Here is a 26,281-nt window from a genome sequence, read left to right as displayed (position 1 = left end):
TTTCGTTTCGGTTGAGATTTCTTTATTTCACGAAATCATGAAATAATCTTGCGCCTCCCCTGAACTCTGGGGTAACCGCTGCATTGAAAATCCAAAACAGACGAGCGATCTGATGACAGATTCCGAGACCCTGCCAAACCTGAACGAAGCGCGGTTCCGTTTGCCGGATCGTGAGGCGCTGTCCGCGCCGCTGCGTTCAACCCGTGCGCCGCGCATTCTGCTGTTGCACGGGTCGCTCAGAAAACGGTCGTTCTCGCGCCTTGCCAACGAAGAAGCGGCCCGTATCCTGCGCCGTCTGGGCTGTGAAACGCGGGTGTTTGATCCGTCGGGCCTGCCGCTGCCGGATGGCGCCGAGCCCGATCATCCCAAAGTGCAGGAACTGCGCGAGCTGGTGACCTGGTCCGAGGGGATGGTTTGGTGTTCGCCCGAACGGCACGGTTCGATGACCGGGATCATGAAGGCACAGATTGACTGGATCCCCTTGTCCATTGGGGCAATCCGGCCCACGCAAGGCAAGACGCTTGCTGTGATGCAGGTCAGCGGCGGATCGCAAAGCTTTAATGCGGTCAACCAGATGCGCATTCTTGGCCGATGGATGCGATGTCTGACGATCCCGAACCAAAGCTCTATCGCACGGGCCTTTACAGAGTTTGACGAAGATGACCGGATGAAGCCGTCGGCTTTTTACAACCGGATGGTGGATGTCATGGAGGAACTGGTCAAATTCACCCTGTTAACGCGGGATCTGAAAGACTATATGACTGATCGCTATAGCGAACGGGTGGAAAGCCCTGAACAGCAGTCTGCACGAGTCAACCAGCGCGCGATCTGAGCGCGTATAAGACCTGAATTTCAGGCTTGCCGAACTGAAAAGATTCGCGTAATGGACGGCATCCGGTCGCGGGCTTCCGTGATCGACCCAGACGGGGCCTTCGGGCCCTTTCGCATTTCGGGCAAACCCGCCCCAAGGAGAGCTTCTGACGCGCATCGGAGGCCGGACAAAGCAAAACGTGAAAGAAGGAATTGAAATATGCGTCACGCACGTGGTTATCGCCGCCTGAACCGTACTCATGAGCACCGCAAGGCTCTGTTTGCAAACATGGCTGGCTCGCTCATTGAACATGAGCAAATCAAGACAACTCTGCCCAAGGCAAAAGAACTGCGCCCGATCGTTGAAAAACTGATTACTCTGGGCAAGCGCGGCGACCTGCACGCCCGCCGTCAGGCCGCATCGCAGCTGAAAGAAGACAAAGACGTTGCCAAGCTGTTCGAAGTTCTGGGTCCCCGCTATGCCGAGCGTCAGGGCGGTTACGTCCGCATCCTGAAAGCTGGTTTCCGCTATGGCGACATGGCCCCGATGGCGATCATCGAATTCGTTGATCGTGACGTCGACGCCAAAGGCGCGTCCGACAAGGCGCGCGTTGCTGCCGAAGAAGTTGCGGCAGACGAAGAATAACATCGCTTTCGATCTGATTGCGGACCTCCGTACGGGAAACCGTGCGGAGGTTTTCTTTTTTCCGCCCGCTGCACAGTGCCGATCTCGCATCTGCAGGTCGCAAGGCGCGGGCTGCTGGGGCGGTGTGGCATCCATGATCCCCTCTTGCATTCGCAGTTCTGGCTTCGCATACCTTCGGCTAGGTCAGAAAAGGGTGCCACATGATCCGTCCCATACTTGCCGCATGTCTCTTGATGTCGATGTCGGCCACATCGGCCTTGGCTGAAACAAGAACACCGCGAACCCAATCCGAGATCAGCCTCGGCTTCGCACCGGTGGTCAAGCAAGCTTCTCCGGCGGTAGTCAATATCTATGCCAAGATTGTCCGGCAGGGACGGGTCAATCCGTTGTTCTCTGATCCCTTCTTTCGGGATTTCTTTGGCAACAGCTTTGATGCACCCCAGCCGCGTGTGCAGAATTCATTGGGCTCGGGCGTCATTCTCACCCATGACGGGTATGTCGTGTCCAATTACCACGTGGTGGGCATGGCAACCGAGATACGCGTTGTCACAACCGATCGCCGCGAGTTTTCGGCTGAAGTGGTGCTGGGCGACGAGGAAAGCGACATCGCAATCCTGCGATTGGACGAGGCAGAAGGCCTGCCGTCGCTGCAACTGCGGAACTCGGATCATGTCGAGGTCGGGGAACTGGCGCTGGCCATCGGCAACCCGTTTGGGGTGGGGCAGACGGTCTCGTCGGGCATCATTTCGGGGCTTGCGCGTACCGGCACGGCGACTGGCAATGCGCGCGGCTATTTCATTCAGACAGATGCGCCGATCAACCCCGGCAACTCGGGCGGGGCATTGATCGATGTGAATGGCGACCTGATCGGGATCAACACCTCGATCCTGACGCGGTCTGGCGGATCGAACGGCATTGGTTTTGCGATCCCGGCCAATCTGGTGGCCGAGTTCCTGCGTCAGGCGCAGGCCGGGAACGACAGTTTCGTCAGCCCGTGGGCAGGGATGGCCGGGCAGCATATGAGCGCCGATATTGCCGAGTCTCTGGGGCTGGTGTTGCCCCTGGGGGTGGTGGTGTCGGATCTGCATCCGCTTAGCCCCCTTGCCGCTGCGGGGCTCAGGGTTGGGGACGTCGTTACCCATGTTGATGGGCAAGAGGTGAACTCGCCGGCTGAGATGAAATTCCGGATGTCAATTGCAGGTGTCGGCGGGCAGTCTCGCCTTTCGCTTTTACGCGGAGAGGACCGGCCGGAAATCGAAGTCGCGTTGATCGCAGCGCCGGAAACCCCGGCGGCTGAGGAAACGACCTTGGACGACACCACCGTCATGCCCGGGTTGACAGTTGCCCGGGTCAATCCGGCTCTGATCGCGCGGATGGGGTTGGTGCTGTCACAGACCGGCGTTGTGGTGCTTGATCCTGGCCCCTATAGCGGCCGTGCCGGGTTGCGGGCCGGAGATGTTCTGCGGACGATTAATGACACCGTGCTGGAACACCCGAACGACGTCGTAGACGCGTTGACCGATCCGGGACGTCGCTTGCAAATTGAAGTGTTGCGGGGCGGCAGATCCGTCTCGCTGCGTTTCAGGCTGTGATGGTATGAGCGATCTGTTCGATACAGGCGCCGCCGAGCCTGCGAGTGAGGCCCGCCGCCCTTTGGCGGATCGGTTGCGCCCGCAAACACTGGCGGATGTCATCGGGCAAGAACAGGTTCTCGGGGCCGAGGCTCCACTGGGTGTTATGCTGGCGTCGGGCAGCCTGTCGAGCCTGATATTCTGGGGGCCGCCGGGCGTTGGCAAGACAACGATTGCACGCCTTCTAGCTAGTGAAACCGATCTGCATTTTGTTCAGATCAGCGCCATTTTTACGGGCGTGCCCGATTTGAAGAAAGTGTTCGAGGCGGCAAAACTGCGTCGACAGAACGGTAAGGGCACGTTGCTTTTTGTAGACGAAATTCATCGTTTCAACAAAGCACAGCAGGATGGGTTCCTGCCTCATATGGAAGACGGTACCATCCTGTTGGTCGGTGCGACCACCGAGAACCCGTCGTTTGAACTAAACGCAGCGGTTCTGAGCCGTTCGCAGGTTCTGGTTCTGGAACGCTTGAGCCTCGGTGATCTTGAGCGGCTGACCCAGCGCGCGGAAAAAGAGTTGGCGCGCGCCCTGCCGTTGGCGCCGGCCGCACGTGATGCGTTGCATGAGATGGCTGACGGGGACGGGCGCGCATTGCTGAACCTGATCGAACAGGTTGCTGCCTGGAAGACGGACGCGCCCCTTGATCCCGATGCGCTGTCGACCCGTTTGATGCGGCGTGCCGCGAAATACGATAAATCCGGCGAAGAGCATTATAATTTGATTTCCGCGCTGCATAAATCTGTGCGGGGATCAGACCCGGACGCGGCGCTCTACTGGTTCGCGCGCATGCTGACCGGCGGAGAAGATCCGCGTTTTCTTGCGCGCCGTATCACCCGCATGGCAGTTGAAGACATCGGGCTTGCGGATCCACAAGCGCAGGCCGTTTGTCTGCAGTCCTGGGAGACATATGAGCGGCTGGGATCACCCGAGGGAGAGCTGGCCCTCGCGCAGGCCCTTGTCTATCTTGCGCTGGCCCCAAAATCGAACGGTGCTTATGTCGGTTACAAGGCTGCAATGAAACTGGCAAAGCAATCCGGCAGCGAACCGCCACCCAAGCATATTCTGAATGCGCCAACCTCCTTGATGAAAGATCAGGGTTATGGCGCGGGTTATGCCTATGATCATGATGCCGAGGATGGGTTTTCCGGGCAGAACTATTTTCCGGAAACCATGAAGCGCCCAGTTTTGTATCAGCCTGTCGAGCGCGGGTTTGAGCGTGAGCTGAAGAAACGGCTGGACTATTTTGCCAAGTTGAGAACACAGCGAAACGCTTAGCCCGGGTTGCTGCACCCGGCATGTCTTGACTCTTGTGATCTGGCACGCGACAGACGCGCATGTTTTCAAACGTGCAATCGGATATGAAAGCCCGGCGGGATCGCCGTGCGGGGCGAGGGATAGTGGCATGAGCGGTGTCCAGATGATCACTGTTGCTGATGGGGACGGCGACCAGCGGCTGGACCGTTGGCTGCGCCGCCTGTTTCCGCATGTCGCACAGGGCCGCATCGAAAAGATGTGCCGCAAAGGTGAGCTGAGAGTGGACGGCGGCCGTGTCAAAGCATCCACCCGGCTGGAGGTCGGACAAACGGTGCGCGTTCCGCCTTTGCCGGATGTCGATCACAAACCGGCTGAAGTCACGCATCGGATTTCGGACAACGACGCGAAGATGATCCAGTCTTGTGTGATCTATCGCGACGATCACATTCTGGCGCTGAACAAGCCCAGCGGTCTTCCGGTTCAGGGCGGCAGCGGCCAGACCCGCCATGTTGACAGCTTGTCGGCGGCCCTGCGTTTTGGAAATGAGGAAAATCCGCGCCTGGTCCATCGGTTGGACAAAGATACATCGGGCGTTCTGCTCATGGCCCGCACCCGCGAGGCTGCCAAAGGGCTGACCGCAGCGTTCCGCCATCGCAACACGCGCAAAATCTACTGGGCGCTCGTCGCCGGTGTTCCGACGCCATATCTCGGGGAGATCAAGACCGGTCTGGTCAAGGCGCCGGGCCACGGCAGGCAGGGTGAGGGCGAAAAGATGATCGCCGTTCATCTGGATGAGGTTGACGCCACCGCAGGTGCAAAGCGCGCGCATACCCTTTATGCCACGCTCTATCGGGTTGCCGGTCGCGCGTCCTGGGTGGCGATGGAGCCGATTACCGGGCGGACGCATCAGTTGCGCGCGCATATGGCGGCGATTGGTCATCCCATCATCGGTGATGGCAAATATGGCGGTTCAGGTCAGGAGAACCTGGGCGACGGCTGGGGTGCGCAGCTGGGCGGTATCATTAGTAAGAAACTGCATCTGCACGCACGGCAGATTTCGTTTGAGCACCCGGTGACGCGAAAGCCCGTGACCATTGCTGCGCCTCTGCCGGATCATATGAAACAAAGCTGGGACACCTTCGGCTGGACTGAGGACCTTGCCGCCGATGATCCGTTCGAGGAATTGCGATGAACGGACCGCTTCGTCTGGTTCTGTTTGATGTGGATGGCACGCTTGTCGACAGTCAGGGCAGTATTGTTCAGGCGATGACCTGCAGCTTCGAGGCCCAGTCGCTGCCTGTGCCCGACCGGGATGCAATCCTTTCGATCATCGGACTGTCGCTGCCCGTCGCTTTTGCCCGTTTGGCACCAACGCAATCCGCAGTAAAACAGGCCCAACTGGTCGAGGACTACAAGCAAGCCTACCATGCCCATCGTTTGCAGCAGGGCGCGGCAAGCTCTCCGTTGTTTCCAGGCGCAAGGGAGGTCATTGAGACTCTGCACGCTATACCTGAGGTTTTGTTGGGTGTCGCGACGGGTAAATCGCAACGCGGGCTGGAGGCATTGCTCGACGCGCATGAGTTGGAACGCTACTTCGTCACGCGGCAGGTGGCGGATCATCATCCATCCAAGCCGCACCCTTCGATGATCAATACGGCGCTGTCAGAGACCGGTGTCTCGGCCGAAAATGCGGCGATGATCGGCGATACGAGCTTTGATATTGAGATGGCGATGGCAGCCAATGTGGACGGCGTCGGGGTCACCTGGGGGTATCATCCGCCGTCTGCGCTTGGCGACGCGGTCTGCACTATTCAAACCTTTGAACAGCTGCCGTCGGCATTGGCGAAAATCTGGGACTGAAGATATGAGCGAGTGGAAACCGAAACGATTTTGGAAAACCAGCGCAGTGGTCGATGTTGAGGACGGATATTCCGTGGAACTGGACGGGCGCAGCGTCAAAACCCCGGCAAAAGCGGCGTTGATCCTGCCAACTGCGGCTATGGCTAAGGCTGTGGCGCAAGAGTGGGACGCGCAAGAGACAGAGGTTGATCCCACCACCATGCCGTTCACGCGTTCGGCGAATGCGGCCATCGACAAGGTCCGGCACCAAGGGGCCGAAGTTGCGGATATGCTTGCGGATTATGGTGATACGGACTTGCTGTGCTATCGCGCAGCGCATCCCGAAGAGCTTAACAAAAGGCAGGCAATGGAATGGGATCCGGCCCTGGAATGGGCGGCGGAAACCTTGAACGCCCGTCTCATTCCTGTCGCCGGGGTTGTTCATCAGCCGCAATCGGTGGCGGCGCTTGATATCCTGCGCCAACAGGTCCACGCGCTGGATGAATATCGGCTTGCCGCCTTTCACGATCTGGTGAGCTTGTCGGGGTCTCTGATTCTGGGTTTTGCGGCAGCTCAAAGTTGGCGTGACCCGCAAGAGATATGGCGCATGTCGCGGTTGGATGAGAATTGGCAGATCGAGCAATGGGGCGAGGACGAAGAAGCCCAAGCTGCTGCTGAGATCAAGAGACAGGCCTTTTTGCATGCCAAAAGGTTCTACGATCTCTCGATTTGAGCCTTATTTTTAAGAGATATACATCTTAGCAGCCTTCCGTTGCGGTCAACCCATCGAATTCCCTGAACGGCCTCTTGACGTTTGTTTATGAATGAGCCCAAACTCAAGCCCACTAAAGGGGAGACACCTTTGGGGTAAATTTTCCGGCGAAACAAAGCCGGATAGATCGTTCCACTGGGGATGAAATCAGGAAGAGGTAAAAATGAAAAAATCCGTATTCTTGGGCGCGGCGACGATCGCCGGTCTGGCTGCAGGCGTTGCTGCTGCAGGTACTGTAGATGACGTTAAGGCGCGCGGTAAGCTGAACTGCGGTGTTACTACCGGCCTGGTCGGCTTTGCGGCACCTGACGCAAATGGCGAATGGAAAGGCTTTGACGTCTCGCTGTGCCGTGCTGTTGCAGCGGCCGTTCTGGGCGACGCGAACGCTGTAGAATTTGTCCCGACCACTGGTAAAACGCGCTTTACTGCGCTGGCTTCGGGCGAAATCGACATGTTGGCCCGCAACACCACATGGACGTTCAGCCGCGACGTCGACCTCAAATTCGAATTCGTTGGCGTCAACTACTATGACGGCCAGGGCTTTATGGTTCCCAAGGCGCTGGGCGTGAGCTCTGCCAAAGAACTGGACGGCGCAACTGTCTGCATCCAGACCGGTACGACGACCGAGCTGAACCTGGCGGATTTCTTCCGCTCGAACAACATTAGCTACGAGCCGGTTCCGATCGAGACCAACGCCGAAGCGCAGCAGCAGTATCTGGCTGGCGCATGTGACGTTTACACCACCGACGCATCGGGCTTGGCCGCTACCCGCGCCACGTTCGAAAACCCAGGTGATCACGTCCTGCTGCCCGAAATCATCTCGAAAGAGCCGCTGGGCCCGCTGGTCCGTCATGGTGATCACGAGTGGGGCGACGTTGTTCGCTGGACCCTGAACGCTCTGGTTTCGGCTGAAGAGCTGGGTGTGACCTCGGCCAATATCGATGAGCTAAGCGCTGGCGCAGGCGACAACCCCGAAGTGAATCGTCTGCTGGGCACCGAAGGTACTCTGGGCGAAATGCTGGGTCTGGACGCCGACTGGGCTGCAAAAGCAATCAAAGCCGGTGGTAACTACGGTGAAGTGTTCGCCAAGAATATCGGTGAAGAAACTCCAATCGGTTTGGCACGTGGCCTAAACGCACAGTGGACTGAAGGCGGCCTGCTGTACTCGCCGCCATTCCGCTAAAATCCACGAAAAAGGGCGCAGGGCAACCTGCGCCCTTTTTTCAAAACAAATGCTAAGAGCTGCTCGAGAGCGAAGAAAACTTCGCCGTACATGAAGCACTCATCAGCACGGGGATTCCAAAATATGTCGACTATGACCGACCCACCGAAAGCTGACTTTCGGTTGTCTATGCTCATAAACGATACCCGCTATCGCTCTCTTACATTTCAGGTGATCGCGGCCATCGTTATTGCGCTTAGCATCTGGTATCTTGGTAACAACCTGATCCAGAACCTTCGAGCCGCGGGGCTCAACATTTCATATACGTTCCTCGGCGACTCTGCCGGATACGACATTAACCAGCGTTTGGTTGAGTATGACAGTCAATCTTCGCATGGGCGTGCGGCGATTGTCGGCATTCTCAATACTCTGCTTGTCGCGTTTCTTGCCTGTATTACAGCGACGATCTTTGGCGTAATTGCCGGGGTGCTGCGCTTGTCGAACAACTGGCTCGTCTCAAAACTGATGGCGGTGTATGTTGAAATCTTCCGGAATATTCCGGTTCTGATCTGGATCATCATCATATTCACCATCATGACAGCGGTCCTTCCGGGGCCACGTGCTTTTAGAGGGGATAACCCCACCTCGAGCATGCTGTTTGACTTGTTCGCCTTCACGAACCGTGGGGTTTATGTTCCTCGCCCCGAATTTGCGAACGGTCTCTTCGGAGTAACCATCCTGAATTGGCTGTTGGTCATAGCTGTCCTCGCTACGTCCTGGTTTGCATCGCGTGAGATCGAAAAACGCGCATCTCTTAAGCAAGAACAGACAGGTGAACGTCCAAAGACACTGTTGGTAAAGCTCGCGGTTTGGTTAGTACCGTTTGCATTATTAATGGCTCTGATGGGGCTGACCTGGGATGTTCCTGCTCTGAAAGGGTTCAATTTCAGCGGTGGTATCAAAGTCGGTGGCCCGCTGATTGCCCTGTGGTTCGCCCTGTCGATCTACACCGGCGCTTTCATCGCTGAAAACGTACGTGCGGGTATTCAGGCGATATCAAAGGGTCAAACCGAGGCTGCCGCTGCGCTGGGGCTGCGGCAGGGTCGGATCATGAACCTTGTGATTCTGCCGCAAGCGTTGCGGGTGATCATTCCGCCGCTGATTTCGCAATATCTGAACATCACCAAGAACTCGTCATTGGCAATTGCGGTGGGTTATGCCGATATCACCGCGACCTTGGGTGGCATCACTCTGAACCAGACCGGTCGCGCTATTGAATGCGTGTTGCTGCTGATGCTGTTCTATCTGACAGCTTCGCTGCTGATTTCGATGGTGATGAACATCTACAACGCATCCGTCAAGTTGAAGGAGCGCTGAGCCATGGCTGATCAAACAACAAACCCGATCGCCTTTGTGGCCGAAGGCACCATTCCGCCATCTCCTCCGCCGGCAAATCAGACGGGCATTGTCAAATGGCTGCGCGAGAATCTGTTCTCGGGCGTGGCGAACACCGTGCTTACGGTTCTGTCACTGCTGCTGATCTATGTGCTGCTCAAGAACACGTTGCCATGGATTCTGAACGGTGTGTGGAATGCAGATTCTCTGGCACAATGTCGCGAGATTCTGGACGGAAAGACGGGGGCCTGTTTCGCGGTTCTGACCGAACGTTGGCACCAGTTGATCTATGGCTTCAAATATCCTGACGAAGCTTATTGGCGTCCGAATCTGGCCTTCGTGCTGATGCTGGTAGCAATAGCGCCGGTCCTGTTCTTCGATCTGCCGCGCAAATTGTTGCTCTTCACTGCCCTCTATCCGTTTGTCGCCTTCTGGTTGATTTGGGGCGGTACCATCTTAGTGCCCATCGTTGCCTTGCTGGGTTGCGTAGCGGCTGCCGCCGTATTTCAGAAGTTTGGACGCAATAGCTTTGCGACCGGGTTCTTCGGGGCCATCGTTGTCGCGTTGGTTGTCTGGAATGTCGGCGGGGCCTTGATCCCGGAAGATGCCAATGAGGGCGCGTTGCTCTCGGCTGTTCCCAGCCGTGATCTGGGTGGCTTCATGCTGAACTTGATGCTGGGTGTGACTTGCGTATCCCTGTCAGTGCCTCTGGGTATTGCCTTGGCGCTTGGACGTCAGTCGGACATGCCGCTGATCAAGTGGGTCTGTGTCATTTTCATCGAATTCATTCGTGGCGTGCCTCTGATCACGCTGCTGTTTGTGGCTTCGGTGATGCTGTCCTATTTCTTCCCGCCTGACAGCACGGTCGACCTGTTCTTGCGCGTTGTGATAATGATCACCATGTTCTCGGCCGCCTATATCGCCGAGGTTATCCGCGGCGGTCTAGCGGCGCTTCCACGTGGACAGTATGAAGCCGCAGACAGTCTCGGTCTCGACTATCCGCAAGCGATGCGTCTGATCATCCTACCGCAGGCTCTGAAGATCTCGATCCCTGGTATCGTGAACGTGGCCGTTGGACTGTTCAAGGATACCACACTGGTTTCGGTCATCTCGATGTTCGATCTGGTGGGCATGATCCGGGGCCCCATCCTGGCGTCGACCGAATGGAACGGCGTCTACTGGGAGCTTCTAGGCTTTGCCGCGCTTCTGTTCTTCGTCGTCTGCTACGGCATCTCTCAATATTCCCAGTGGCTCGAGCGTCGCCTTGCCACGGATCATCGTTAAGGAGTTCAACACATGTCTGAACTTGCAATTGAACGCGAAATCGACCGCTCCAAGATGCAGGTGAGCGACGAGGTCGCCATCGAAATCAACGGCATGAACAAGTGGTACGGATCTTTCCACGTGCTGCGCGATATCAATCTGACCGTCAATCAGGGCGAGCGGATCGTGATCGCGGGGCCGTCAGGGTCGGGCAAGTCCACTCTGATCCGCTGCCTGAACGCGCTTGAGGAACATCAGCAGGGCACGATTGTCGTGGACGGAACCGAGCTGTCGAATGACCTGAAAAACATCGACAAAATCCGGTCTGAGGTTGGCATGGTTTTCCAGCACTTCAACCTGTTCCCGCATCTGACCATTCTGGAAAACTGCACGCTGGCTCCGATCTGGGTGCGCAAGACGCCCAAGAAAGAGGCCGAAGAGCGTGCGATGCATTTCCTGGAAAAGGTGAAAATCCCGGATCAGGCGCTGAAGTATCCTGGCCAGCTTTCGGGTGGTCAGCAGCAGCGTGTGGCGATTGCGCGGAGCTTGTGCATGATGCCGCGGATCATGTTGTTCGATGAACCGACATCGGCGCTGGACCCCGAGATGATCAAAGAGGTGCTCGACACCATGATCGAGCTGGCCGAGGAAGGCATGACCATGCTGTGCGTGACCCACGAGATGGGCTTTGCCCGTCAGGTCGCGAACCGCGTGATCTTTATGGATGCGGGCCAGATCGTGGAACAGAACGAACCCGAAGAGTTCTTTAACAACCCTCAAAGTGAGCGGACCAAGCTATTCCTCAGCCAGATTCTGGGCCACTGAGCACTGTGAGACGAACGAAAGGCGGGGATTATGCCCCGCCTTTTTCTATTCCGGCAACTCTCGTGGGATAGCAAAGCCCAGCACTTCACCGCTGTGCCAACCGACATCTGACCAGTCATTGATATCGAAGCGGATCACGGTTGTGGCGCAGGTTGGATAATCCAGAAACCGGGGATGGTCCGGGGGACGTTTTACAAGGCGCTCGGCCAGCTCGGCCGTGCCGGGATTATGCGCCAGCATCAGGACGGTGCGCCCCGACGCCTCTCTAAGCCGGGCAAGCATTGTCTCAGGTTCCGCCAGATAGAGCGTGGGATGGAAGCTGACCTTTTCGGCCTGCAGCTGCATCCTGTCCCACGTCTCGCGCGTGCGGGTGGCGGTCGAGCTGATGACTTCATCCGGCAGCCAGCCGCCTTTGCGCAGCCAGTTTGCGACGGCTGGCGCAGATTTCCGTCCGCGCTTGTTCAGAGGGCGGTCGTGATCATCCAGCATCGGGCTGTCCCAGCTGGATTTTGCATGGCGTGTCAGGATCAGGGTACGCGTCATGAGGGGTGAAAGGCCTTCATATGATGGGCGGATTGCTCAGGCGTCCGTTCTGCGCCGCTGCTGAGCGGGCAGGCAAGCCGTGCGAGGCAGCCACCGGACATGCAGGATTGCCCCGCCTTGGTGTTCAGATGGGAATGGCAGGCGTCGACGTCGTAAAAGCTGTGCGTATTCAACGCGCCCACCGGGCAGGCCGTGGCGCAAGGGGCGGGGCATGAGGTGCAGGGTGATACACCTGTGGCTGCGGGAATTGCAAACTCGGTCGCAAAATGCAACGCGCCGCGGAATGAGATCAGCATTCCGACGGTATCATGCACCAGGGCACCAACCGGGCTGCTGAAGGTCCGACCTGACTTGAGCGCCCAGTCGATGAACGGGGCGTAGGGCGGGCCTCCGAACGGAAAATAGACCTCGGCCCCCAGGTCCTGCGCCATCTGTCCGATAACGCGCGTCGACCAGCGGTCTACCGGATCAGGTTCTTGCCATTCCGGCGCCGCCTTGAGCGCAGACCAGAACGCGCCGCCCGCGCCCAGCAGAACAAGCGTACCGGTTTCCAGCTGGTTGGCCTCAGTCACGCGAGGATGTAGCGCCCCCATGACGATCAGACCCGCCGCGTGGGCCGATTGTTCGATGTGAGTGAACTCTGGGCAGGATGCATCCGACGAGGGTGGTGACTGATCCATCATACCCTCGCGCGCGCTCAATCCGGCCGGATCAGCGAACCTGCACCATGCTCGGTGAACAGTTCAAGCAGGACTGCATTCGGCGCACGCCCATCCAGGATCACAACCGCGCGGACGCCACTGTGCAATGCGTCCAGCGCCGTTTCGGTTTTGGGGATCATCCCGCCCGCAATGGTGCCTTCGCGGGTCATTTCGCGTATCTGGCCGGCCTTGAGCTCGGTCACGACCTCTCCGGCGGCATTCTTCACACCCGAGACATCGGTCAGCAGCAGCAAACGGTCAGCCTTGAGCGCCGAAGCAATCGCACCTGCCGCGGTATCTCCGTTCACGTTGAACGTCTCACCATCCCGGCCTGCGCCCAGTGGGGCAATGACGGGGATCACATCATGGGAAAACAGATCGTGCAGGACTTTGGGGTCCATCTTGGCTGGCGTTCCGACAAAGCCAAGCGATGCGTCGGTTTGTTCGCAAGTCATCAGATTGGCGTCTTTCCCCGACAGACCAACCGCCGTGCCGCCCTGTCCGTTGATGGCCTGCACAATGCGCTTGTTCACCAGCCCCGCCAGCACCATTTCAACGACCTCGACGGTGGCTTTGTCGGTGACGCGCTTGCCGCCGACAAATTCAGACTGGATATCCAGTTTCTCCAGCATTGCATTGATCATCGGCCCGCCGCCATGCACGATCACCGGGTTGATGCCGACTTGCCGCATCAGCACGACATCGCGGGCAAAGCTTTCCATGGCTTCGTCGCTGCCCATGGCGTGGCCGCCCAGCTTGATGACCACGATTGCACCGTCGTATCGCTGCAGATAAGGCAGTGCGCTGTTCAATGTGGCGGCGGTCGCGATCCAGTCCCTATTCATGTCTCTTGTCTTCATGGCTGTCGTCCCTTTGATCAATCTGTTAGGGCCTTTGGCTGTCAGTGCCAAGTCCGGATGCTCAAAAAGCGTCATTTGCTGCGTGGCACGCCTTGGGGACGCATCGTGCCACGCAGCAGGCTGCGCCCGAGGGCGCAGCCCGGACCGCTTAGTTCAGCACACGCTTTATGGCCGGTATGTTGCTGACAATCAGCAGATCAAAAACCAGCAGAGCCAGCAGCGTCAGCCCGACCAGAGGGAAGGCCATCGACGTGAACAGTCCAATCAGAACGGCGCCCTTCCAGACCGGCATTTCCACCGGCAACGGCGGGGCGGCCAGACGTCCGGCCCCTTCGGGGCGCCGCTTGAGCCACATCACGACGCCCGAGATGCAGGTGAAGATGACCGACAGGCAGAACACAATGTTCAGCACAAAGCTCCATGTCCCCATCAGCCCCATGTGCAGCGGGATGCTGACGGCCATGGTTTTACCCATCAGCGAATAGTCATCGTATCGGACATCAGCCAGTATTTTGCCGGAATACTGATCGACATGGACCGTCCGGTCATTGACCGGATCGGTTGAGTCATTGCTCATGCTGTCGCGGTTCAGCGTCCAGACACCAGCCTCGCCGCTGGGATAGGCAACGCGGAAACGACCCTGCATGCCCAGCGATGTGCCCAACTGAACCAGCGCGTCGATATCGACGGCTGTGCCCACAGGGATACCCCCGACGCCGACACCCGAGCCCGAAGCGGGCATTGGTGTCTGTTCTAGCGCCCATGGAACATCATTCTGATGCCCGTGGTTCATGCTTGCATGGGTGTCATCCGATAGCGGGACGTTGTCCCATTTTTCGGCGGGGAAACTGCTCCAGGCTTGCACCAGCATGCCACCCCAGATACCGGTCCATGACAGGCCCGAGAGCAGGAAGCCGACCATCAAGAACGACATCCAGAACCCGACCACGGCGTGCAGCGACTTCCACAAGGCACGCCCGCGTGCGCGCAGGTTAGGGACGAAGGCTGCCAGTGCATTTCCTCGCGGCCACCAGAGGTACAGCCCTGTGAACACCAGAACCAGGCTCAGCCCGGCTGCTATTTCAAGAATCCGGTCCCCGGTGTCGCCAATCATCAGGGTTGAGTGAATGTTGTCCGCCAGATCATACCAGCCGGTCCGGCGATCCCAGATCTCGATCACGTCGCCCGAATAGGGATCGAGTGCGACCAAGCGCTGCCCGTCTTCCGTTTTGATGCGAAAAACTGTGGCAAGATCGGCGGCCTTGGGGCCGATCCATTCGACCACCTGACCGGGGACCTTGGTCGAGGCCAATTCAGCCTGACGTGAGACGGGCAGGGCGGTCCCTTGAACGGCGACGGATATCTTTTCCCCGTCGCGGCCATCGACCTGTGTGATGAACATCATCATCAGACCGGTCACCGCCAGAGTGATCAGAAACGGGATCACAAAAATCCCGGCGTAGAAATGCCACCGCCAGGCAGCGAAATAGAACTTTTGCGCAGCATCGCGCGGGGCCTGCTGGGTGGCCCTGTCTTGGAATGTCATTGTCATGTTACCCTCGAATTTCGAAACGGCCCGCATAGTCGATATGCGAGCTTATTTTTGTTTCACGAAATCAAGAGAATACGGGCGGAGCCCTTGCATCATAGCGCGCCGCGCTGCCTGTGCCATCGCGGCTGAAATCCCGGCGCGGCCAAAGAAGTTGAACCGACAGGGCGGACGGTCGGGAGATGCCAAATTCAGGCAGGTTTGCATCTGCGGTCAGGCCCCCAAACGGGCACATAACCCGTTCGTCCCCATCGTCGTGGAGAGGATCTTCGGGATTCAGGTCGACCCATTGCTCAACGGTGCCTTCGCCCGTGCAGAGGACCAACAGAACCTTGCCGTCATTCCCCTGTGCGGGCATCCACCCTTGCGGGATCGCGCTGGACACCGCCAGCGCAAAAAGCGTCAGAAGACCAAAGAGGCGGAGGACCCCCTTCATTCCAGATCTGCGATCACAGAGCGCAGAGTGGCGATACCGTCCGCTTTTTCGGACGATGTCATAATGATTTCAGGGAATGCGGCGGGATGGCGGGACAAGGCGGCGCGCACCTGCTGCAGTATTTTCTCACGATCCTTGGCCTTGACCTTGTCGGTCTTGGTCATGACGCACTGAAAGGTCACCGCGCTGGTGTCCAGCAGCTTCATGATTTCATCATCCACCGGCTTTACGCCATGACGCGAGTCGATCAGGACAAAGGCGCGGCGCAAAGTCTGCCGGCCGCTCAGATATCGCTTCAGCAGCCGCTGCCACTTTTCCACAATCTTTACGGGCGCGTTGGCATAGCCATAGCCGGGCAGGTCGACCAGATACAGGTCCGGGCCTTGGGTGAAATAGTTGATCTCTTGCGTGCGGCCGGGTGTGTTCGAGGCGCGCGCCAGACCCTTGGTCCCCGTCAGCGCGTTGATAAGGCTTGATTTTCCGACGTTCGAACGTCCCGCAAAGCAGACCTCCAACCGATCAGGCGCTGGCAGGCCGTCCATCGCAACGACGCCTTTGACGAATTCGGACGCGCCGGCAAACAGCTTTCGCCCCCGCTCCAAAGCGATGGCATCGGGGTCTTCGGCCAAAGGGAAGGGGAGTGTGCTCATAACACCTGCACCTTATCACCTGTACGGATTTTGCCACCCTGCTTCACCTCGGCATAGATGCCGAAATCCTGATGACCCCAGCTGCTCAACGCGCCCAGCGTATCGGCATCACGTTCTCCGGTCTCGGTGCTTGCTGCGGTAGCCTTGCACCGTGTGATACGTTCGCGAACGTGCAGAACCGTCTCACCAACTTTGATCTGACGGTCCAGAAGGTCGAACTCTTCCCAGGGCTGCAACCCGTCCAGCCATATATTGCCGCGCCAGCGACAGACGGACAGGGTTTGCCCCAGCTTCTGTTCGACCGCACGATGCGATGCCATGTTCTGCAGGCTGATCGATGGAAAGGCGCTGTCAGTCATACCGCGCTCCGGCACGCGGACAATGCGCGCTGGCGCGGCCCGGTCAGCGGGCATCAGCGGTGCAACCCAGTCCAGAAACCTGTCTTGCTGCGTGTCTGGCTCAAAACGCAGGTCAGGGCGCTGCGGATGACTGAGCGTGACCGTGTCACCCTCCAGCCGGGCCGAGATGGCCGCAAGGCGCGGCGATCCGGCCACACGGGTGAAATTGGCGCATCGAACCCACTTTGTGCCATCCGCGTCCGAACCCGAATGCGCGACAGCCCAAACACGATCCCCGGGCATGGTCTGCCCGGGGGGCAGTGTGACGTCATTCAGGCTTTCCCATCCGTGACTTTTGATCGGATGTCGCCAGAGGCTGGTGACTTCAGCGGTCATTTGTCATCCGTCTTGGGGGCACGTTTAAAGCTGGATCTGATATTGCCGAAAACGTCCGGCGTATAGCCTTGGCTGCGCATGATCAGATATTGCTGCGTGAACGTGATCGTGTTGTTGGCAATCCAGTAGACGACCAGGCCGCTGGCAAAGCCACCCAGCATGAACATGAACACCCACGGCATCCAGGCAAAGATCATCGCCTGTGTCGGATCGGTTGGTGCAGGGTTCAGTTTTTGCTGGATCCACATCGAGATACCCAGCAACAGTGGCAGAATACCGATGAAAACCAGTGCCATGAAGCTTTCAGGTGCTGGGGCGGCCCAGGGCAGCCAGCCAAAGAAGTTGAAGATGGATGTTGGATCGGGCGCACTCAGGTCGCGGAACGGCCCAAACCAGGGGGCCTGACGCAGTTCGATTGTGACAAAGATCACCTTGTACAGCGAGAAGAAGATCGGGATCTGCATCAGGATCGGCAAACAGCCCGCGGCGGGGTTTACCTTTTCCTTCTTGTAGAGCTCCATCATGCCTTGCTGCATCTTCTGACGGTCATCGCCTGCGGCCTCTTTCAGGGCCTCCATCTGAGGCTGCAATTCCTTCATCTTCGCCATCGAGACGTAGGACTTGTATGCCAGCGGGAACAGGATGGCCTTGATGATCAGGGTCAGACCGATGATCGACCAGCCCATATTGCCGATCAAAACGTTGATGTTGTGCAGCAACCAGAAGATCGGCTTGGTCAGGAAGAAGAACCAACCCCAGTCAATGCTGTCGATGAATTTCTGAACGCCTTCCGACTGGTATTCACGGATCGCTTCCCATTCCTTCGCACCAGCAAACAGGCGCGTGGTCACGTCAGCGCTTTCGCCGGGTGCAACTGTCAGCGTCGGCAGTACCGTCTCGGTTTGATAGATTTTGCGGCGCGAGTCGTATTTGGCGGCGGCTTTGAATGCAGAGCCCGGTTCGGGGATCAGCGTGGTCATCCAGTAGTGGTCTGTGAAGCCGATCCAACCGTTTTCCTTGACCTGATAGACCTCGGCCTGCGCGCGCTCATTGGGGTCGACGTCGAAATCACGCACGTCGCCATAATCGACCTCGGCCAATGTGCCATCCGCCATGCCAATTACGCCTTCATGCAGGATGAAGAAGTTCTTCAGTTCTGGTAGGTCACCATCTTCGCCAATGCCGTGGCGGGCCAGAATGCCATAGGGGGCCATGGCCACCTCGGCATCGGTTGCGTTTTCCACCGATTGCGTGACCGAGAACATGTAGTTTTCGTCAACCGAGATGGTCCGGCGGAAGGTCAGACCGTTGCCATTGTCCCAGGCCAGCGTAATCGGGTTGTCGACGCCCAGTGTTTCACCCTGATCCAGAGACCAGAGCGTGTTTGGCCCCGGCACATCGGTTCCGGACAGGCCAGCCCCGGGGGCCCAGCCATACAGCGCATAGTAGGCAGAGTCTGAGCCAACAGGAGACAGCAATTCGACAATCGGAGCGTCTTCGGCGATAGAAACCTTGTAGTCTTTCAGGTACAGTTCATCGATCCGGCCGCCAGCCAACGAAAGGCTGCCTGACAGGCGCGGCGTGTCGATCTCGACGCGTGGCGCTTCGGGGTCTGGTGCAGTTTCTTCGGCGGCCGTGGTGGCGTCGCCGACGCTCTCTGCGCTGCTGGCGCTCGGTGTCTGAACCTCGTTGACGTCGGTAGCGCCGATCTCTGCTTGATCGATGGCCGGTGTCTGTTCCGGCGGCGGGAACAGCACGAACCATACAAGGATCACGAGAAAGCTAAGCGCGGTTGCAAGGATGAGATTCTTGTTCTGATCGTCCATAGGGGACAGCCACCTTCAGCAGTGAAAGACACCGGTGGGTTCAACAGAGTGCAGGCCCAAAGGTCAAGCGGAATCGCCCGCAAAGTGATCGCCCTGGGGCGATCTGTGGGGTGAAACCTCGATTTTAGCCCGTTTGGCGTCCGATTGTCGGGGTGTCTTTCAGCTTACGGCGATAGGCGTCGATCCAGCCCGTAGTTTTTTCGAATGGCATGGGCTTGCTGATCCCAAAGCCCTGGACATGATCGCTGCCAAGTTGCGCCATCAACGCGTGTTCCCCTGGGGTTTCGACACCTTCTGCCAGTGTCTCGACATTCAGGCGTTCAGCCATTGTCAGAATGGCGCTGACCAGTTGTTGCTGACTGGCATCACGGTCCGCACGGGTCACAAAAGAGCGGTCGATCTTGATGCGGGTTACCTCGAACCGTTTGATCGACGCAATTGAGGCATGACCGGTGCCAAAATCATCCAGATCGATGCAGCAGCCAAGCTTAGCCAGACCTGTGACGTTTCGCGTGATGACGTCGTCTGGGCGTCGTGAGAACACGGTTTCGAGAATTTCAACCGCAAGACGATCGGGGGTCAGGTCGAGCTGGTCCAGCTCCCATTTCAGGCGATCGAGCAGGCCCGGGTTGCGTAATTCGTCTGAGGAAAAGTTCACGCCAATCCTTGGTACGATCAAACCCGCGCGATCCCAGGCCTGCATCGCGGCGAAAGCGTGGTGGCGTATGGTCTGCCCGAATTTCTCCATCAGCCGGGCCTGTTCTGCAAAGGGCAGGAATACCTGCGGGTTGAGAACACCCTTGGTCGGATGCTCCCATCGTGCGAGCGCCTCGAATCCGGTGATCTGGCCGGTGTCAGTGGAAACCTGGGGCTGAAACCAGGGGCAGATTTCTCCGTTTTCCAACGCTGCTTCGAATTCCTTCCGCAGATTTGCCTGCACCAGCGACCTGCGACGGGTTTCCGCCGAGAATGCCCGTATGGTCGACGGCCCGTTTTTTTGCGCTTCAGACAATGCGGCTGTCGCGGCTTCTATCCAGCTTTGAGCGTTGTCTTCGGGGACGTTTGAGTGAAGGCAAAACCCAATGGAACATGACAGGTAGATGCTTGCTCCGTTCAGCAGAACGGGTTCTTCAACCGTGCTTTGTATCCGGCCAGAAGTTTGAATGCATGCTTCGAGATTCAGGTACTTTGACGGGCGCAAGCCGATGATAAACTTGTTCTGCGCCACTTGGGTCGCAATGTCGTTGGTTCGGATGACCGACATAACCCGACCGTTGAACTGGCTGACGATATATTCGGTGGTGGCCTGCCCATGCAGATCATAGATTTCGGTGTAGTCATCCAGCGCAACGATGATACAGGCGGAATTCTCACCCCGTGCCCGGGCTGATTTGTAGAGAACTTCCATCTCGGCGTTAAATTGATCATTCGCCATCAGCCCACGCACATTGTGCTTGGTGTCCGCGTTTGGTGCAGGCCAAGCTGTCAGGGCACCCGTCGCCGCAGCCAAGATCGGTAGGCCTAGTGCAACGACCAGCAAGGCGGGCTCTCCCCCTAACCAAAAGGCGGCTAGGCATAGGGCTGGGATAAAGGCCAGAATTTGGGGGCCATCTGCAATCGCGAGGATACAGGCCCGAATTCGTTCGACAGAGAGTTTAGTCTGCATTGGCTCTTACGACCTTCAGCTTGGCATGAAACGCGCAAGCCAACCGTAGGAAACCAGTCTGAGTCAGTTGTTAACGCAGATGCGGAATTTCGTTCGAATCCACATCATCTTTGCTCATATCCAGAGAAAGATTGCTAAAATCGAACAGTTTCGGGTCCAGAAGGTGAGAAGGCCGCGCATTGGTCAAAGCCCTGAACATCACCTGCCGCCGTCCCGGCGCGTTCTTTTCCCACTGATCGAGAATCTGTTTGACCTGCTGGCGCTGCAAGCCATCCTGACTACCGCACAGATCGCAGGGAATAATGGGATAACTCATCGCGTTGGCAAATTTCTCACAATCCGCTTCGGCCACATGAGCGAGCGGGCGGAACACGAACAGGTCGCCTTCTTCGTTCACCAGTTTAGGTGGCATCGTTGCAAGACGGCCGCCGTGAAACAGGTTCATAAAGAACGTCTCTAGAATGTCGTCACGATGGTGGCCCAGTACAACGGCACTGCAGCCTTCCTCGCGTGCAATGCGGTACAGGTTTCCCCGTCGCAGGCGCGAACATAGCGCGCAATAGGTGCGGCCCTGCGGAACCTTGTCCATGACAATTGAATAGGTGTCCTGATATTCGATTCGATGCGGAACGCCCATCCGCTCCAGAAATTCGGGAAGGACGGTCGCGGGGAACCCGGGCTGCCCCTGATCCAGATTGCAAGCAAGCAGATCAACCGGCAGCAGGCCGCGCCATTTCAGCTCATGAAGGACTGCCAGCAGAGTATAGCTGTCCTTGCCGCCCGACAGGCAGACCAGCCATTTGGGCGGCTTGGTGTCTTTGTCATGGGCTGCACTGCCCACCATCCCATACTGCTCGATCGCCTCGCGGGTTTGGCGCACGATGCGTTTGCGCAGCTTCTTGAACTCGGTGGTCGAGGGCGCGCCGGCAAATAGCGGATGGATATCGTCAGCTTCGTCAAACATGCGCTGCCCCTACAGCAGTTGGTTCAACCGGGCAAGTGGCGCAACGGCGGGTGGGGTCCGACCGTGGGTCAGTCGTCCTTGGGCTCAGGCACCGGGTCATAGCCGTCCCGACCCCATGGATGGCACCGGCCGATCCGTCGTGCCGCCAGCCACGCGCCCTTAATCGCGCCGTGTTTTTCCAGTGCTTCCAGCGCATAGGCTGAGCAGGTCGGCTGGTAGCGGCAATTGAACCCGACCCAGGGGCTGAACACCAATCGATAGGCCCGAATGGGGAGCGCAAGAAGATGCGACAGCAGGGTCATTTCCGCCCGCCATGGATTTTGCGCAGAGCATAGCGCAGATCGTCCAGCAATGCCTCGTATGGTCGTGCAGCGGTGACTTCGAACCTGCCGACGAGGACATAATCCCACCCGGCGCGACCCTGTGTAGGCAATACGCTGCGGGCCGCCTCGCGCAAGCGCCGCTTGGCGCGGTTGCGGGCTATGGCGTTGCCGACCTTCTTTGAACAGGTAAAGCCGACCCGGATTCCGTCACCTTCACCCTCGGCCCGTTGGCGGGCTTGCAGCAGCATCGACGAGGTGCCCTGCCTGCGTGCGCGGGCGGCTTTCAGAAAATCGGATCGTTTTGTGAGAATGGTCAGTGTTTCAGGCACGCAAACGGACGCCGCCGGGGGCATGTTCCCGGGCTGGTTGGTACCATCCACAGGGGCCTCCGGCGGCGTCATGTTCATAACCTGATCGGTGAGCGGTTTATGCGCTCAGCGATTTGCGGCCGCGTGCGCGGCGTGCATTCAGGATCTTGCGGCCGGCCTTGGTGGCCATGCGCGCGCGGAAACCGTGGCGGCGTTTGCGAACCAGGTTCGAAGGCTGATAGGTGCGTTTCATCGCTCCGTCTCCAATCTATGCGGTCGGGTGCGGCGCGGATTCGCCTGCCCGTGGTGTTCGAAGCCCGTCCTCTACTGCTAAGCGGGGGGTAAGTCAAACCCTCTGACGGGCGTTTTCACTGCTTTTGCAACAATTCTGTCTCTGGCTCTGCCAAAAGATTTCAAAAACCGGTTTTCTGCAACAATACACTCACATTCACCGCCAAACTCTTCAACGCAGCGTGAGGTCCCTGTTGCTGATCGCTGATGCAGCGCATGTTGTAGTCACAATGAACCAAGCAAAACCGGAACGTCAGATGACTGAAACAACTCAAGCCCCGCGCAGCAGGCTGATACGGCATGTTCCCTTGCTGGTGATTCTTACCGTTGCCGCCATCGGGTTCTTTGCGCTGGGCGACTATCTGACATTCGAGACGCTGCGCGACAATCGCGAGGCGCTTTTGGGCTGGCGCGACGCGAACTATTGGTCGATGGCCGCAGCTTTTATGATCATCTACATCTTGATTGTTGCGTTCTCGCTGCCGGGGGCTGCGGTGGCCTCGATGACCGGTGGGTTCCTGTTCGGGTTGTTTGCCGGAACCGTCTTTAACGTATTCGCCGCAACTATCGGGGCTTCGGCCATTTTTCTGGCGGCTCGCTGGGGATTGGGCGAAAGCCTGACCGCACGGCTGGAATCGTCAGAAGGGGCGATCAAAAAACTCAAGGACGGGCTGCGCGAGAATGAGATCTCGGTCCTGTTTCTGCTGCGGCTGGTGCCGGTTGTTCCCTTCTTCGTCGCCAATCTGGTGCCTGCGCTTGTGGGTGTGAAGTTCCGCAACTTCCTGCTGACAACCGCGCTGGGCATCATACCGGGCGGCATAGTCTATACATGGATCGGTGTCGGTCTGGGCGGCGTGTTCGACCGAGGTGAGACACCGGATGTGTCGCTGCTGTGGGAACCCTTTGTTATCGGGCCGATCGTGGGTCTGTGTGTCCTTGCGGCGTTGCCGATTGTCATCAAATCTCTGCGCAGCCAAAAGGACGCTTGACCGATGCAGGATATTAGGACCGACCTCCTGGTTATCGGGGCCGGGTCTGGCGGGTTGTCTGTGGCCGCGGGCGCCAGCCAGATGGGCGCGGATGTTGTGCTCCTTGAAGGGCACAAAATGGGCGGAGACTGCCTGAACTTTGGCTGTGTTCCCTCCAAGGCGCTGATTGCAAGCGGCAAGGCTGCGCATACCCAATCTCACGCGGCGGCGTTTGGGGTGGCAGATGTCCGGCCACAGGTCGACTATGGGGCGGCCAAGGACCATGTGCGCAACGTTATCTCTCAGATCGAACCTATGGACAGTCAGGAAAGGTTCGAGGGGTTCGGCGTCCGGGTGATCCGGGAATTCGGGTCCTTTGTCTCTCCGACGCAGGTACAGGCGGGTGATCATATGATCACCGCGCGGCGGGTTGTGATTGCGACCGGCTCTTCGCCGATGGTACCCCCGATTCCTGGGTTGGATCAGGTAACCTACTATACAAACGAAACGATCTTTGACCTGCGGGACAAGCCGGATCATCTGCTGATCATCGGCGGCGGCCCCATAGGTATGGAGATGGCGCAGGCGCATATCCGCCTTGGGTCCAAAGTGACCGTGATCGAGGGGATGCAGGCGCTGGGCAAGGATGATCCTGAAGCCGCCGCCGTGGTTCTGGACAGCCTGCGCGACGAAGGCGTTGTGATCCAGGAACACGCCATGGTGGCGCAAATCAGGGATCGGGACGGTCAGATCGAAGTTGTAACCGAAAGTGGCGACATCTATGCGGGCTCGCACCTTTTGCTGGCGGCAGGTCGCGTCGCCAATGTCAGCCGCCTGAACCTTGAAGCCGCCGGGATCGACCGGACGCGCTCGGGTATCCGGGTGGATGCCTCTTTGCGCACCTCGAACCGGCGGGTTTACGCCATCGGGGATGTGGCTGGCGGGCTGCAGTTCACGCATGTCGCAGGCTATCACGCCGGGGTCATCATCAAAGCTGCACTGTTTGGGCTGCCCTCAAAATCCAAAACGGCCCATATCCCATGGGCGACCTATACCGACCCGGAACTGGCGCAGGTTGGCCTGACCGAGGCGCAGGCGCGCGAAAAATTCGGCGCGCGCGTGGAAATCGCGCGGTTCAACTATCACCACAATGATCGGGCATTGGCCGAACGTAAAACGAAAGGTTTTATCAAGGTCATGGTCGTAAAAGGGCGTCCGATCGGGGCCACAATCGTGGGACATCAGGCCGGGGAACTGATCAACTTGTGGTCGCTGGCCCTGGCCAATAACCTCAAGATGGGTCAGATCGCCGCAATGGTTTCGCCCTATCCGACGGTCGGAGAACTTAACAAACGCGTGGCGGGCGCTTATTTCTCGCCAAGGCTGTTTGAGAATCAGACGGTTAAACGAGTGGTCAGGTTCGTCCAGCGCTGGATCCCCTGACCGGGAAAGGAGCGCCAATTGAACTCGCTGTCAGGCCGTTTCCTGATCCTGACGACGGTCTTCGTCATGTTGGCCGAAGTACTGATCTTTGTGCCATCGATTGCACGCTTTCGCGAAGATTTTCTGCTGAACCGGCTTGAGCGCGCGCAAATCGCATCGCTGGCGCTGCTGGCCGATGATATGCTGGCCGATGATCTTGAGGCCGAATTGTTGGCCAACGCGGGCGTCTACAACGTTGTGCTGCGGCGGGATGAAGTCCGTCAGTTGATGTTATCGTCGCCCATCCCGGAACAGATCAACCGAACCTACGATCTCAGGAACGCAGGGCCGTGGATCCTGATCCGCGATGCCATGATCCGTTTTTTTACGTTCGAGGATGAAGTCATTCGTGTGATTGGCGAGCCCGTGAAGGATGCAGGACTGCTGATCGAGGTAACGATGGACAGCACCCCGTTGCGCATGGCCATGACGGATTACGGGCTGCGCATCCTTGGTTTGTCTTTTGTCATCTCCATTATCACCGCATTTTTTCTGTTTCTGGCCGTGCGTGTGGTGCTGGTTCGTCCGATCAAGGGTGTCGTCGGGTATATGCAGAGATATGCTAGGGCTCCTGAGGATGCGCGGGGTATCATCTCACCCAACTCAAAAGTGTCCGAACTTCGCGAGGCGGAGGAGGCGCTGCAACTGCTCCAGACCGAACTGACGCAGGCCCTGAAACAGCGCGAGCGGCTTGCGCAGCTCGGGGGTGCCGTTGCAAAGGTCAACCACGATTTGCGGAACATCCTGACGTCGGCGCAGTTGTTTACTGACCGGATCGAAACCAGCGACGACCCGCTTGTCCGGCGGATGGCACCAAAGCTGGTCAATTCGATCACCCGCGCCGTCTCGCTTTGCGAAAGCACACTGACCTTCGGGCGCGCCGAAGAGCCTGCTCCGAAGTTGACCGATGTATGTCTGCACGATGTTGCAGGGGATGTCGCCGCCAGCGAGCAGCTTGCGGTCGCAGACGCCTGTGTTGAGATCATCAACGCGGTGCCCGAAGATCTGGTCGCGCAAGCCGACCCCGAACAGATCTATCGCGTCATTCTCAATCTGGTTCGAAACGGGCGTCAGGCACTGGTGGCCTCGGGCAAACCCGGACGCATTACCATCGCAGGCTGTGCGCACCCGACAGACTGGTGTATCGAAATTCGCGATACCGGCCCCGGATTGCCGCCCAAGGCAAAGGAAAACCTGTTCACGCCATTTCAGGGTGGGGTGAGAAAAGGCGGCTCGGGTCTTGGCCTTGCGATCTCACAGGAGCTGATACGCGGTCACGGTGGCGAACTTGTGTTGAAGGAAACCGGTCCAGAGGGAACGACCTTTGAAATAACGCTTCCGCGCGGCGACAAGGCTTTTTGAAAGTTTTTTATAGAATCGGG

27 protein-coding genes are annotated in these 26,281 nt (G+C 58.2%); 14 read left to right on the top strand and 13 right to left on the bottom strand.

Annotated features, from left to right (window positions below):
• Positions 1-112: 112 nt before the first annotated feature.
• The 11 genes from arsH to ACR0I7_RS16145 all read left to right on the top strand — a co-directional run bounded on the left by arsH (position 113) and on the right by ACR0I7_RS16145 (position 11,598).
• On the top strand, positions 113-832 hold the full coding sequence (gene arsH / locus ACR0I7_RS16195; protein ID WP_480512855.1) for an arsenical resistance protein ArsH: 720 nt from the start codon (positions 113-115) through the stop codon (positions 830-832).
• Positions 833-1,030: 198 nt separating this feature from the next.
• Positions 1,031-1,456 (top strand): 50S ribosomal protein L17, encoded by a 426-nt coding sequence (rplQ, locus tag ACR0I7_RS16190; protein WP_480512853.1) that lies wholly within the window; start codon positions 1,031-1,033, stop codon positions 1,454-1,456.
• Between the two features lie 200 nt (positions 1,457-1,656).
• Complete coding sequence (locus ACR0I7_RS16185) at positions 1,657-3,048, top strand: trypsin-like peptidase domain-containing protein (RefSeq protein WP_480512852.1); 1,392 nt, start codon at positions 1,657-1,659, stop codon at positions 3,046-3,048.
• A 4-nt stretch (positions 3,049-3,052) separates the two neighbouring features.
• Entirely contained in the window at positions 3,053-4,363 is a 1,311-nt protein-coding gene (locus ACR0I7_RS16180; RefSeq protein WP_480512850.1) for a replication-associated recombination protein A, read from the top strand.
• Positions 4,364-4,490: 127 nt separating this feature from the next.
• Positions 4,491-5,534 carry an RluA family pseudouridine synthase gene (locus ACR0I7_RS16175; RefSeq protein ID WP_480512848.1) on the top strand — a complete coding sequence of 348 codons (1,044 nt, stop codon included), beginning with the start codon at positions 4,491-4,493 and terminating at the stop codon, positions 5,532-5,534.
• Positions 5,531-6,202 carry an HAD-IA family hydrolase gene (locus ACR0I7_RS16170; protein WP_480512846.1) on the top strand — a complete coding sequence of 224 codons (672 nt, stop codon included), beginning with the start codon at positions 5,531-5,533 and terminating at the stop codon, positions 6,200-6,202. The genes ACR0I7_RS16175 and ACR0I7_RS16170 overlap by 4 nt, the downstream gene beginning before the upstream one ends.
• Positions 6,203-6,206: 4 nt before the next feature.
• Positions 6,207-6,914 (top strand): ATP12 family chaperone protein, encoded by a 708-nt coding sequence (locus ACR0I7_RS16165; RefSeq protein WP_480512844.1) that lies wholly within the window; start codon positions 6,207-6,209, stop codon positions 6,912-6,914.
• A gap of 202 nt (positions 6,915-7,116) precedes the next feature.
• Complete coding sequence (locus ACR0I7_RS16160) at positions 7,117-8,136, top strand: amino acid ABC transporter substrate-binding protein (RefSeq protein ID WP_480512842.1); 1,020 nt, start codon at positions 7,117-7,119, stop codon at positions 8,134-8,136.
• A gap of 123 nt (positions 8,137-8,259) precedes the next feature.
• Positions 8,260-9,492 carry an amino acid ABC transporter permease gene (locus tag ACR0I7_RS16155; RefSeq protein WP_480512896.1) on the top strand — a complete coding sequence of 411 codons (1,233 nt, stop codon included), beginning with the start codon at positions 8,260-8,262 and terminating at the stop codon, positions 9,490-9,492.
• A 3-nt stretch (positions 9,493-9,495) separates the two neighbouring features.
• The gene (locus ACR0I7_RS16150) at positions 9,496-10,794 is read left to right on the top strand and encodes an amino acid ABC transporter permease (protein ID WP_480512840.1); all 1,299 of its coding nucleotides are present in this window, start codon (positions 9,496-9,498) and stop codon (positions 10,792-10,794) included.
• A 12-nt stretch (positions 10,795-10,806) separates the two neighbouring features.
• Positions 10,807-11,598, top strand: coding sequence for an amino acid ABC transporter ATP-binding protein (locus tag ACR0I7_RS16145; RefSeq protein ID WP_269149621.1), 792 nt, complete (start codon positions 10,807-10,809; stop codon positions 11,596-11,598).
• A gap of 45 nt (positions 11,599-11,643) precedes the next feature.
• On the opposite strand, the gene ACR0I7_RS16140 is transcribed toward ACR0I7_RS16145, so the two are convergent.
• The 13 genes from ACR0I7_RS16140 to rpmH form a co-directional block, all read right to left on the bottom strand.
• A complete protein-coding gene (locus tag ACR0I7_RS16140) occupies positions 11,644-12,141 on the bottom strand; it encodes a SixA phosphatase family protein (RefSeq protein WP_480512838.1) in 498 nt (165 codons plus the stop codon).
• A complete protein-coding gene (locus ACR0I7_RS16135) occupies positions 12,138-12,824 on the bottom strand; it encodes a ferredoxin (protein ID WP_480512837.1) in 687 nt (228 codons plus the stop codon). Before ACR0I7_RS16135 ends, ACR0I7_RS16140 begins: the two co-directional genes overlap by 4 nt.
• 14 nt (positions 12,825-12,838) lie before the next feature.
• Positions 12,839-13,702, bottom strand: a complete 864-nt coding sequence (gene argB / locus ACR0I7_RS16130) for an acetylglutamate kinase (RefSeq protein ID WP_480512835.1) — start codon at positions 13,700-13,702, stop codon at positions 12,839-12,841.
• Between the two features lie 148 nt (positions 13,703-13,850).
• On the bottom strand, positions 13,851-15,248 hold the full coding sequence (locus ACR0I7_RS16125; protein WP_480512833.1) for a PepSY-associated TM helix domain-containing protein: 1,398 nt from the start codon (positions 15,246-15,248) through the stop codon (positions 13,851-13,853).
• Positions 15,249-15,318: 70 nt separating this feature from the next.
• Complete coding sequence (locus tag ACR0I7_RS16120) at positions 15,319-15,687, bottom strand: DUF2946 domain-containing protein (protein WP_480512831.1); 369 nt, start codon at positions 15,685-15,687, stop codon at positions 15,319-15,321.
• A complete protein-coding gene (gene yihA, locus ACR0I7_RS16115) occupies positions 15,684-16,337 on the bottom strand; it encodes a ribosome biogenesis GTP-binding protein YihA/YsxC (RefSeq protein ID WP_480512829.1) in 654 nt (217 codons plus the stop codon). The genes ACR0I7_RS16120 and yihA overlap by 4 nt, the downstream gene beginning before the upstream one ends.
• Complete coding sequence (locus tag ACR0I7_RS16110; RefSeq protein ID WP_480512827.1) at positions 16,334-17,071, bottom strand: MOSC domain-containing protein; 738 nt, start codon at positions 17,069-17,071, stop codon at positions 16,334-16,336. Before ACR0I7_RS16110 ends, yihA begins: the two co-directional genes overlap by 4 nt.
• Positions 17,068-18,897 carry a membrane protein insertase YidC gene (yidC, locus tag ACR0I7_RS16105; RefSeq protein ID WP_480512825.1) on the bottom strand — a complete coding sequence of 610 codons (1,830 nt, stop codon included), beginning with the start codon at positions 18,895-18,897 and terminating at the stop codon, positions 17,068-17,070. Before yidC ends, ACR0I7_RS16110 begins: the two co-directional genes overlap by 4 nt.
• Positions 18,898-19,021: 124 nt before the next feature.
• Positions 19,022-20,563: a bifunctional diguanylate cyclase/phosphodiesterase gene (locus tag ACR0I7_RS16100; protein WP_480512823.1), complete on the bottom strand. Its 1,542-nt coding sequence runs from the start codon at positions 20,561-20,563 to the stop codon at positions 19,022-19,024.
• A 70-nt stretch (positions 20,564-20,633) separates the two neighbouring features.
• Positions 20,634-21,527 (bottom strand): tRNA 2-thiocytidine(32) synthetase TtcA, encoded by an 894-nt coding sequence (ttcA, locus tag ACR0I7_RS16095; protein WP_480512821.1) that lies wholly within the window; start codon positions 21,525-21,527, stop codon positions 20,634-20,636.
• Positions 21,528-21,595: 68 nt separating this feature from the next.
• Positions 21,596-21,829 (bottom strand): membrane protein insertion efficiency factor YidD, encoded by a 234-nt coding sequence (yidD, locus tag ACR0I7_RS16090; protein ID WP_480512819.1) that lies wholly within the window; start codon positions 21,827-21,829, stop codon positions 21,596-21,598.
• Positions 21,826-22,251, bottom strand: a complete 426-nt coding sequence (rnpA, locus tag ACR0I7_RS16085; RefSeq protein ID WP_480512818.1) for a ribonuclease P protein component — start codon at positions 22,249-22,251, stop codon at positions 21,826-21,828. The genes yidD and rnpA overlap by 4 nt, the downstream gene beginning before the upstream one ends.
• Positions 22,252-22,276: 25 nt before the next feature.
• Positions 22,277-22,411 (bottom strand): 50S ribosomal protein L34, encoded by a 135-nt coding sequence (rpmH, locus tag ACR0I7_RS16080; RefSeq protein WP_005980833.1) that lies wholly within the window; start codon positions 22,409-22,411, stop codon positions 22,277-22,279.
• 295 nt (positions 22,412-22,706) lie between these two features.
• On the opposite strand from rpmH, the gene ACR0I7_RS16075 reads away from it, so the two are divergent.
• From ACR0I7_RS16075 to ACR0I7_RS16065, 3 genes are read left to right on the top strand one after another with little or no spacing between them, the layout of a single operon-like run.
• The gene (locus ACR0I7_RS16075; protein WP_480512816.1) at positions 22,707-23,438 is read left to right on the top strand and encodes a TVP38/TMEM64 family protein; all 732 of its coding nucleotides are present in this window, start codon (positions 22,707-22,709) and stop codon (positions 23,436-23,438) included.
• Between the two features lie 3 nt (positions 23,439-23,441).
• Positions 23,442-24,860, top strand: coding sequence for a dihydrolipoyl dehydrogenase family protein (locus tag ACR0I7_RS16070; protein WP_480512814.1), 1,419 nt, complete (start codon positions 23,442-23,444; stop codon positions 24,858-24,860).
• An 18-nt stretch (positions 24,861-24,878) separates the two neighbouring features.
• Entirely contained in the window at positions 24,879-26,261 is a 1,383-nt protein-coding gene (locus ACR0I7_RS16065) for an ATP-binding protein (protein WP_480512812.1), read from the top strand.
• Positions 26,262-26,281 lie beyond the last annotated feature (20 nt).

The organism is Ruegeria sp. AM1 (genome assembly GCF_056540745.1).
This window is presented reverse-complemented; position numbering and strand designations above follow the sequence as displayed.

Coding starts and splice junctions, on each gene's coding strand:
- arsH (WP_480512855.1), top strand. CDS start 113: ATGACAGATTCCGAGACCCTGCCAAACCTGAACGAAGCGCGGTTCCGT.
- rplQ (WP_480512853.1), top strand. CDS start 1,031: ATGCGTCACGCACGTGGTTATCGCCGCCTGAACCGTACTCATGAGCAC.
- ACR0I7_RS16185 (WP_480512852.1), top strand. CDS start 1,657: ATGATCCGTCCCATACTTGCCGCATGTCTCTTGATGTCGATGTCGGCC.
- ACR0I7_RS16180 (WP_480512850.1), top strand. CDS start 3,053: ATGAGCGATCTGTTCGATACAGGCGCCGCCGAGCCTGCGAGTGAGGCC.
- ACR0I7_RS16175 (WP_480512848.1), top strand. CDS start 4,491: ATGAGCGGTGTCCAGATGATCACTGTTGCTGATGGGGACGGCGACCAG.
- ACR0I7_RS16170 (WP_480512846.1), top strand. CDS start 5,531: ATGAACGGACCGCTTCGTCTGGTTCTGTTTGATGTGGATGGCACGCTT.
- ACR0I7_RS16165 (WP_480512844.1), top strand. CDS start 6,207: ATGAGCGAGTGGAAACCGAAACGATTTTGGAAAACCAGCGCAGTGGTC.
- ACR0I7_RS16160 (WP_480512842.1), top strand. CDS start 7,117: ATGAAAAAATCCGTATTCTTGGGCGCGGCGACGATCGCCGGTCTGGCT.
- ACR0I7_RS16155 (WP_480512896.1), top strand. CDS start 8,260: ATGTCGACTATGACCGACCCACCGAAAGCTGACTTTCGGTTGTCTATG.
- ACR0I7_RS16150 (WP_480512840.1), top strand. CDS start 9,496: ATGGCTGATCAAACAACAAACCCGATCGCCTTTGTGGCCGAAGGCACC.
- ACR0I7_RS16145 (WP_269149621.1), top strand. CDS start 10,807: ATGTCTGAACTTGCAATTGAACGCGAAATCGACCGCTCCAAGATGCAG.
- ACR0I7_RS16140 (WP_480512838.1), bottom strand. CDS start 12,141: ATGACGCGTACCCTGATCCTGACACGCCATGCAAAATCCAGCTGGGAC.
- ACR0I7_RS16135 (WP_480512837.1), bottom strand. CDS start 12,824: ATGATGGATCAGTCACCACCCTCGTCGGATGCATCCTGCCCAGAGTTC.
- argB (WP_480512835.1), bottom strand. CDS start 13,702: ATGAAGACAAGAGACATGAATAGGGACTGGATCGCGACCGCCGCCACA.
- ACR0I7_RS16125 (WP_480512833.1), bottom strand. CDS start 15,248: ATGACATTCCAAGACAGGGCCACCCAGCAGGCCCCGCGCGATGCTGCG.
- ACR0I7_RS16120 (WP_480512831.1), bottom strand. CDS start 15,687: ATGAAGGGGGTCCTCCGCCTCTTTGGTCTTCTGACGCTTTTTGCGCTG.
- yihA (WP_480512829.1), bottom strand. CDS start 16,337: ATGAGCACACTCCCCTTCCCTTTGGCCGAAGACCCCGATGCCATCGCT.
- ACR0I7_RS16110 (WP_480512827.1), bottom strand. CDS start 17,071: ATGACCGCTGAAGTCACCAGCCTCTGGCGACATCCGATCAAAAGTCAC.
- yidC (WP_480512825.1), bottom strand. CDS start 18,897: ATGGACGATCAGAACAAGAATCTCATCCTTGCAACCGCGCTTAGCTTT.
- ACR0I7_RS16100 (WP_480512823.1), bottom strand. CDS start 20,563: ATGCAGACTAAACTCTCTGTCGAACGAATTCGGGCCTGTATCCTCGCG.
- ttcA (WP_480512821.1), bottom strand. CDS start 21,527: ATGTTTGACGAAGCTGACGATATCCATCCGCTATTTGCCGGCGCGCCC.
- yidD (WP_480512819.1), bottom strand. CDS start 21,829: ATGACCCTGCTGTCGCATCTTCTTGCGCTCCCCATTCGGGCCTATCGA.
- rnpA (WP_480512818.1), bottom strand. CDS start 22,251: ATGACGCCGCCGGAGGCCCCTGTGGATGGTACCAACCAGCCCGGGAAC.
- rpmH (WP_005980833.1), bottom strand. CDS start 22,411: ATGAAACGCACCTATCAGCCTTCGAACCTGGTTCGCAAACGCCGCCAC.
- ACR0I7_RS16075 (WP_480512816.1), top strand. CDS start 22,707: ATGACTGAAACAACTCAAGCCCCGCGCAGCAGGCTGATACGGCATGTT.
- ACR0I7_RS16070 (WP_480512814.1), top strand. CDS start 23,442: ATGCAGGATATTAGGACCGACCTCCTGGTTATCGGGGCCGGGTCTGGC.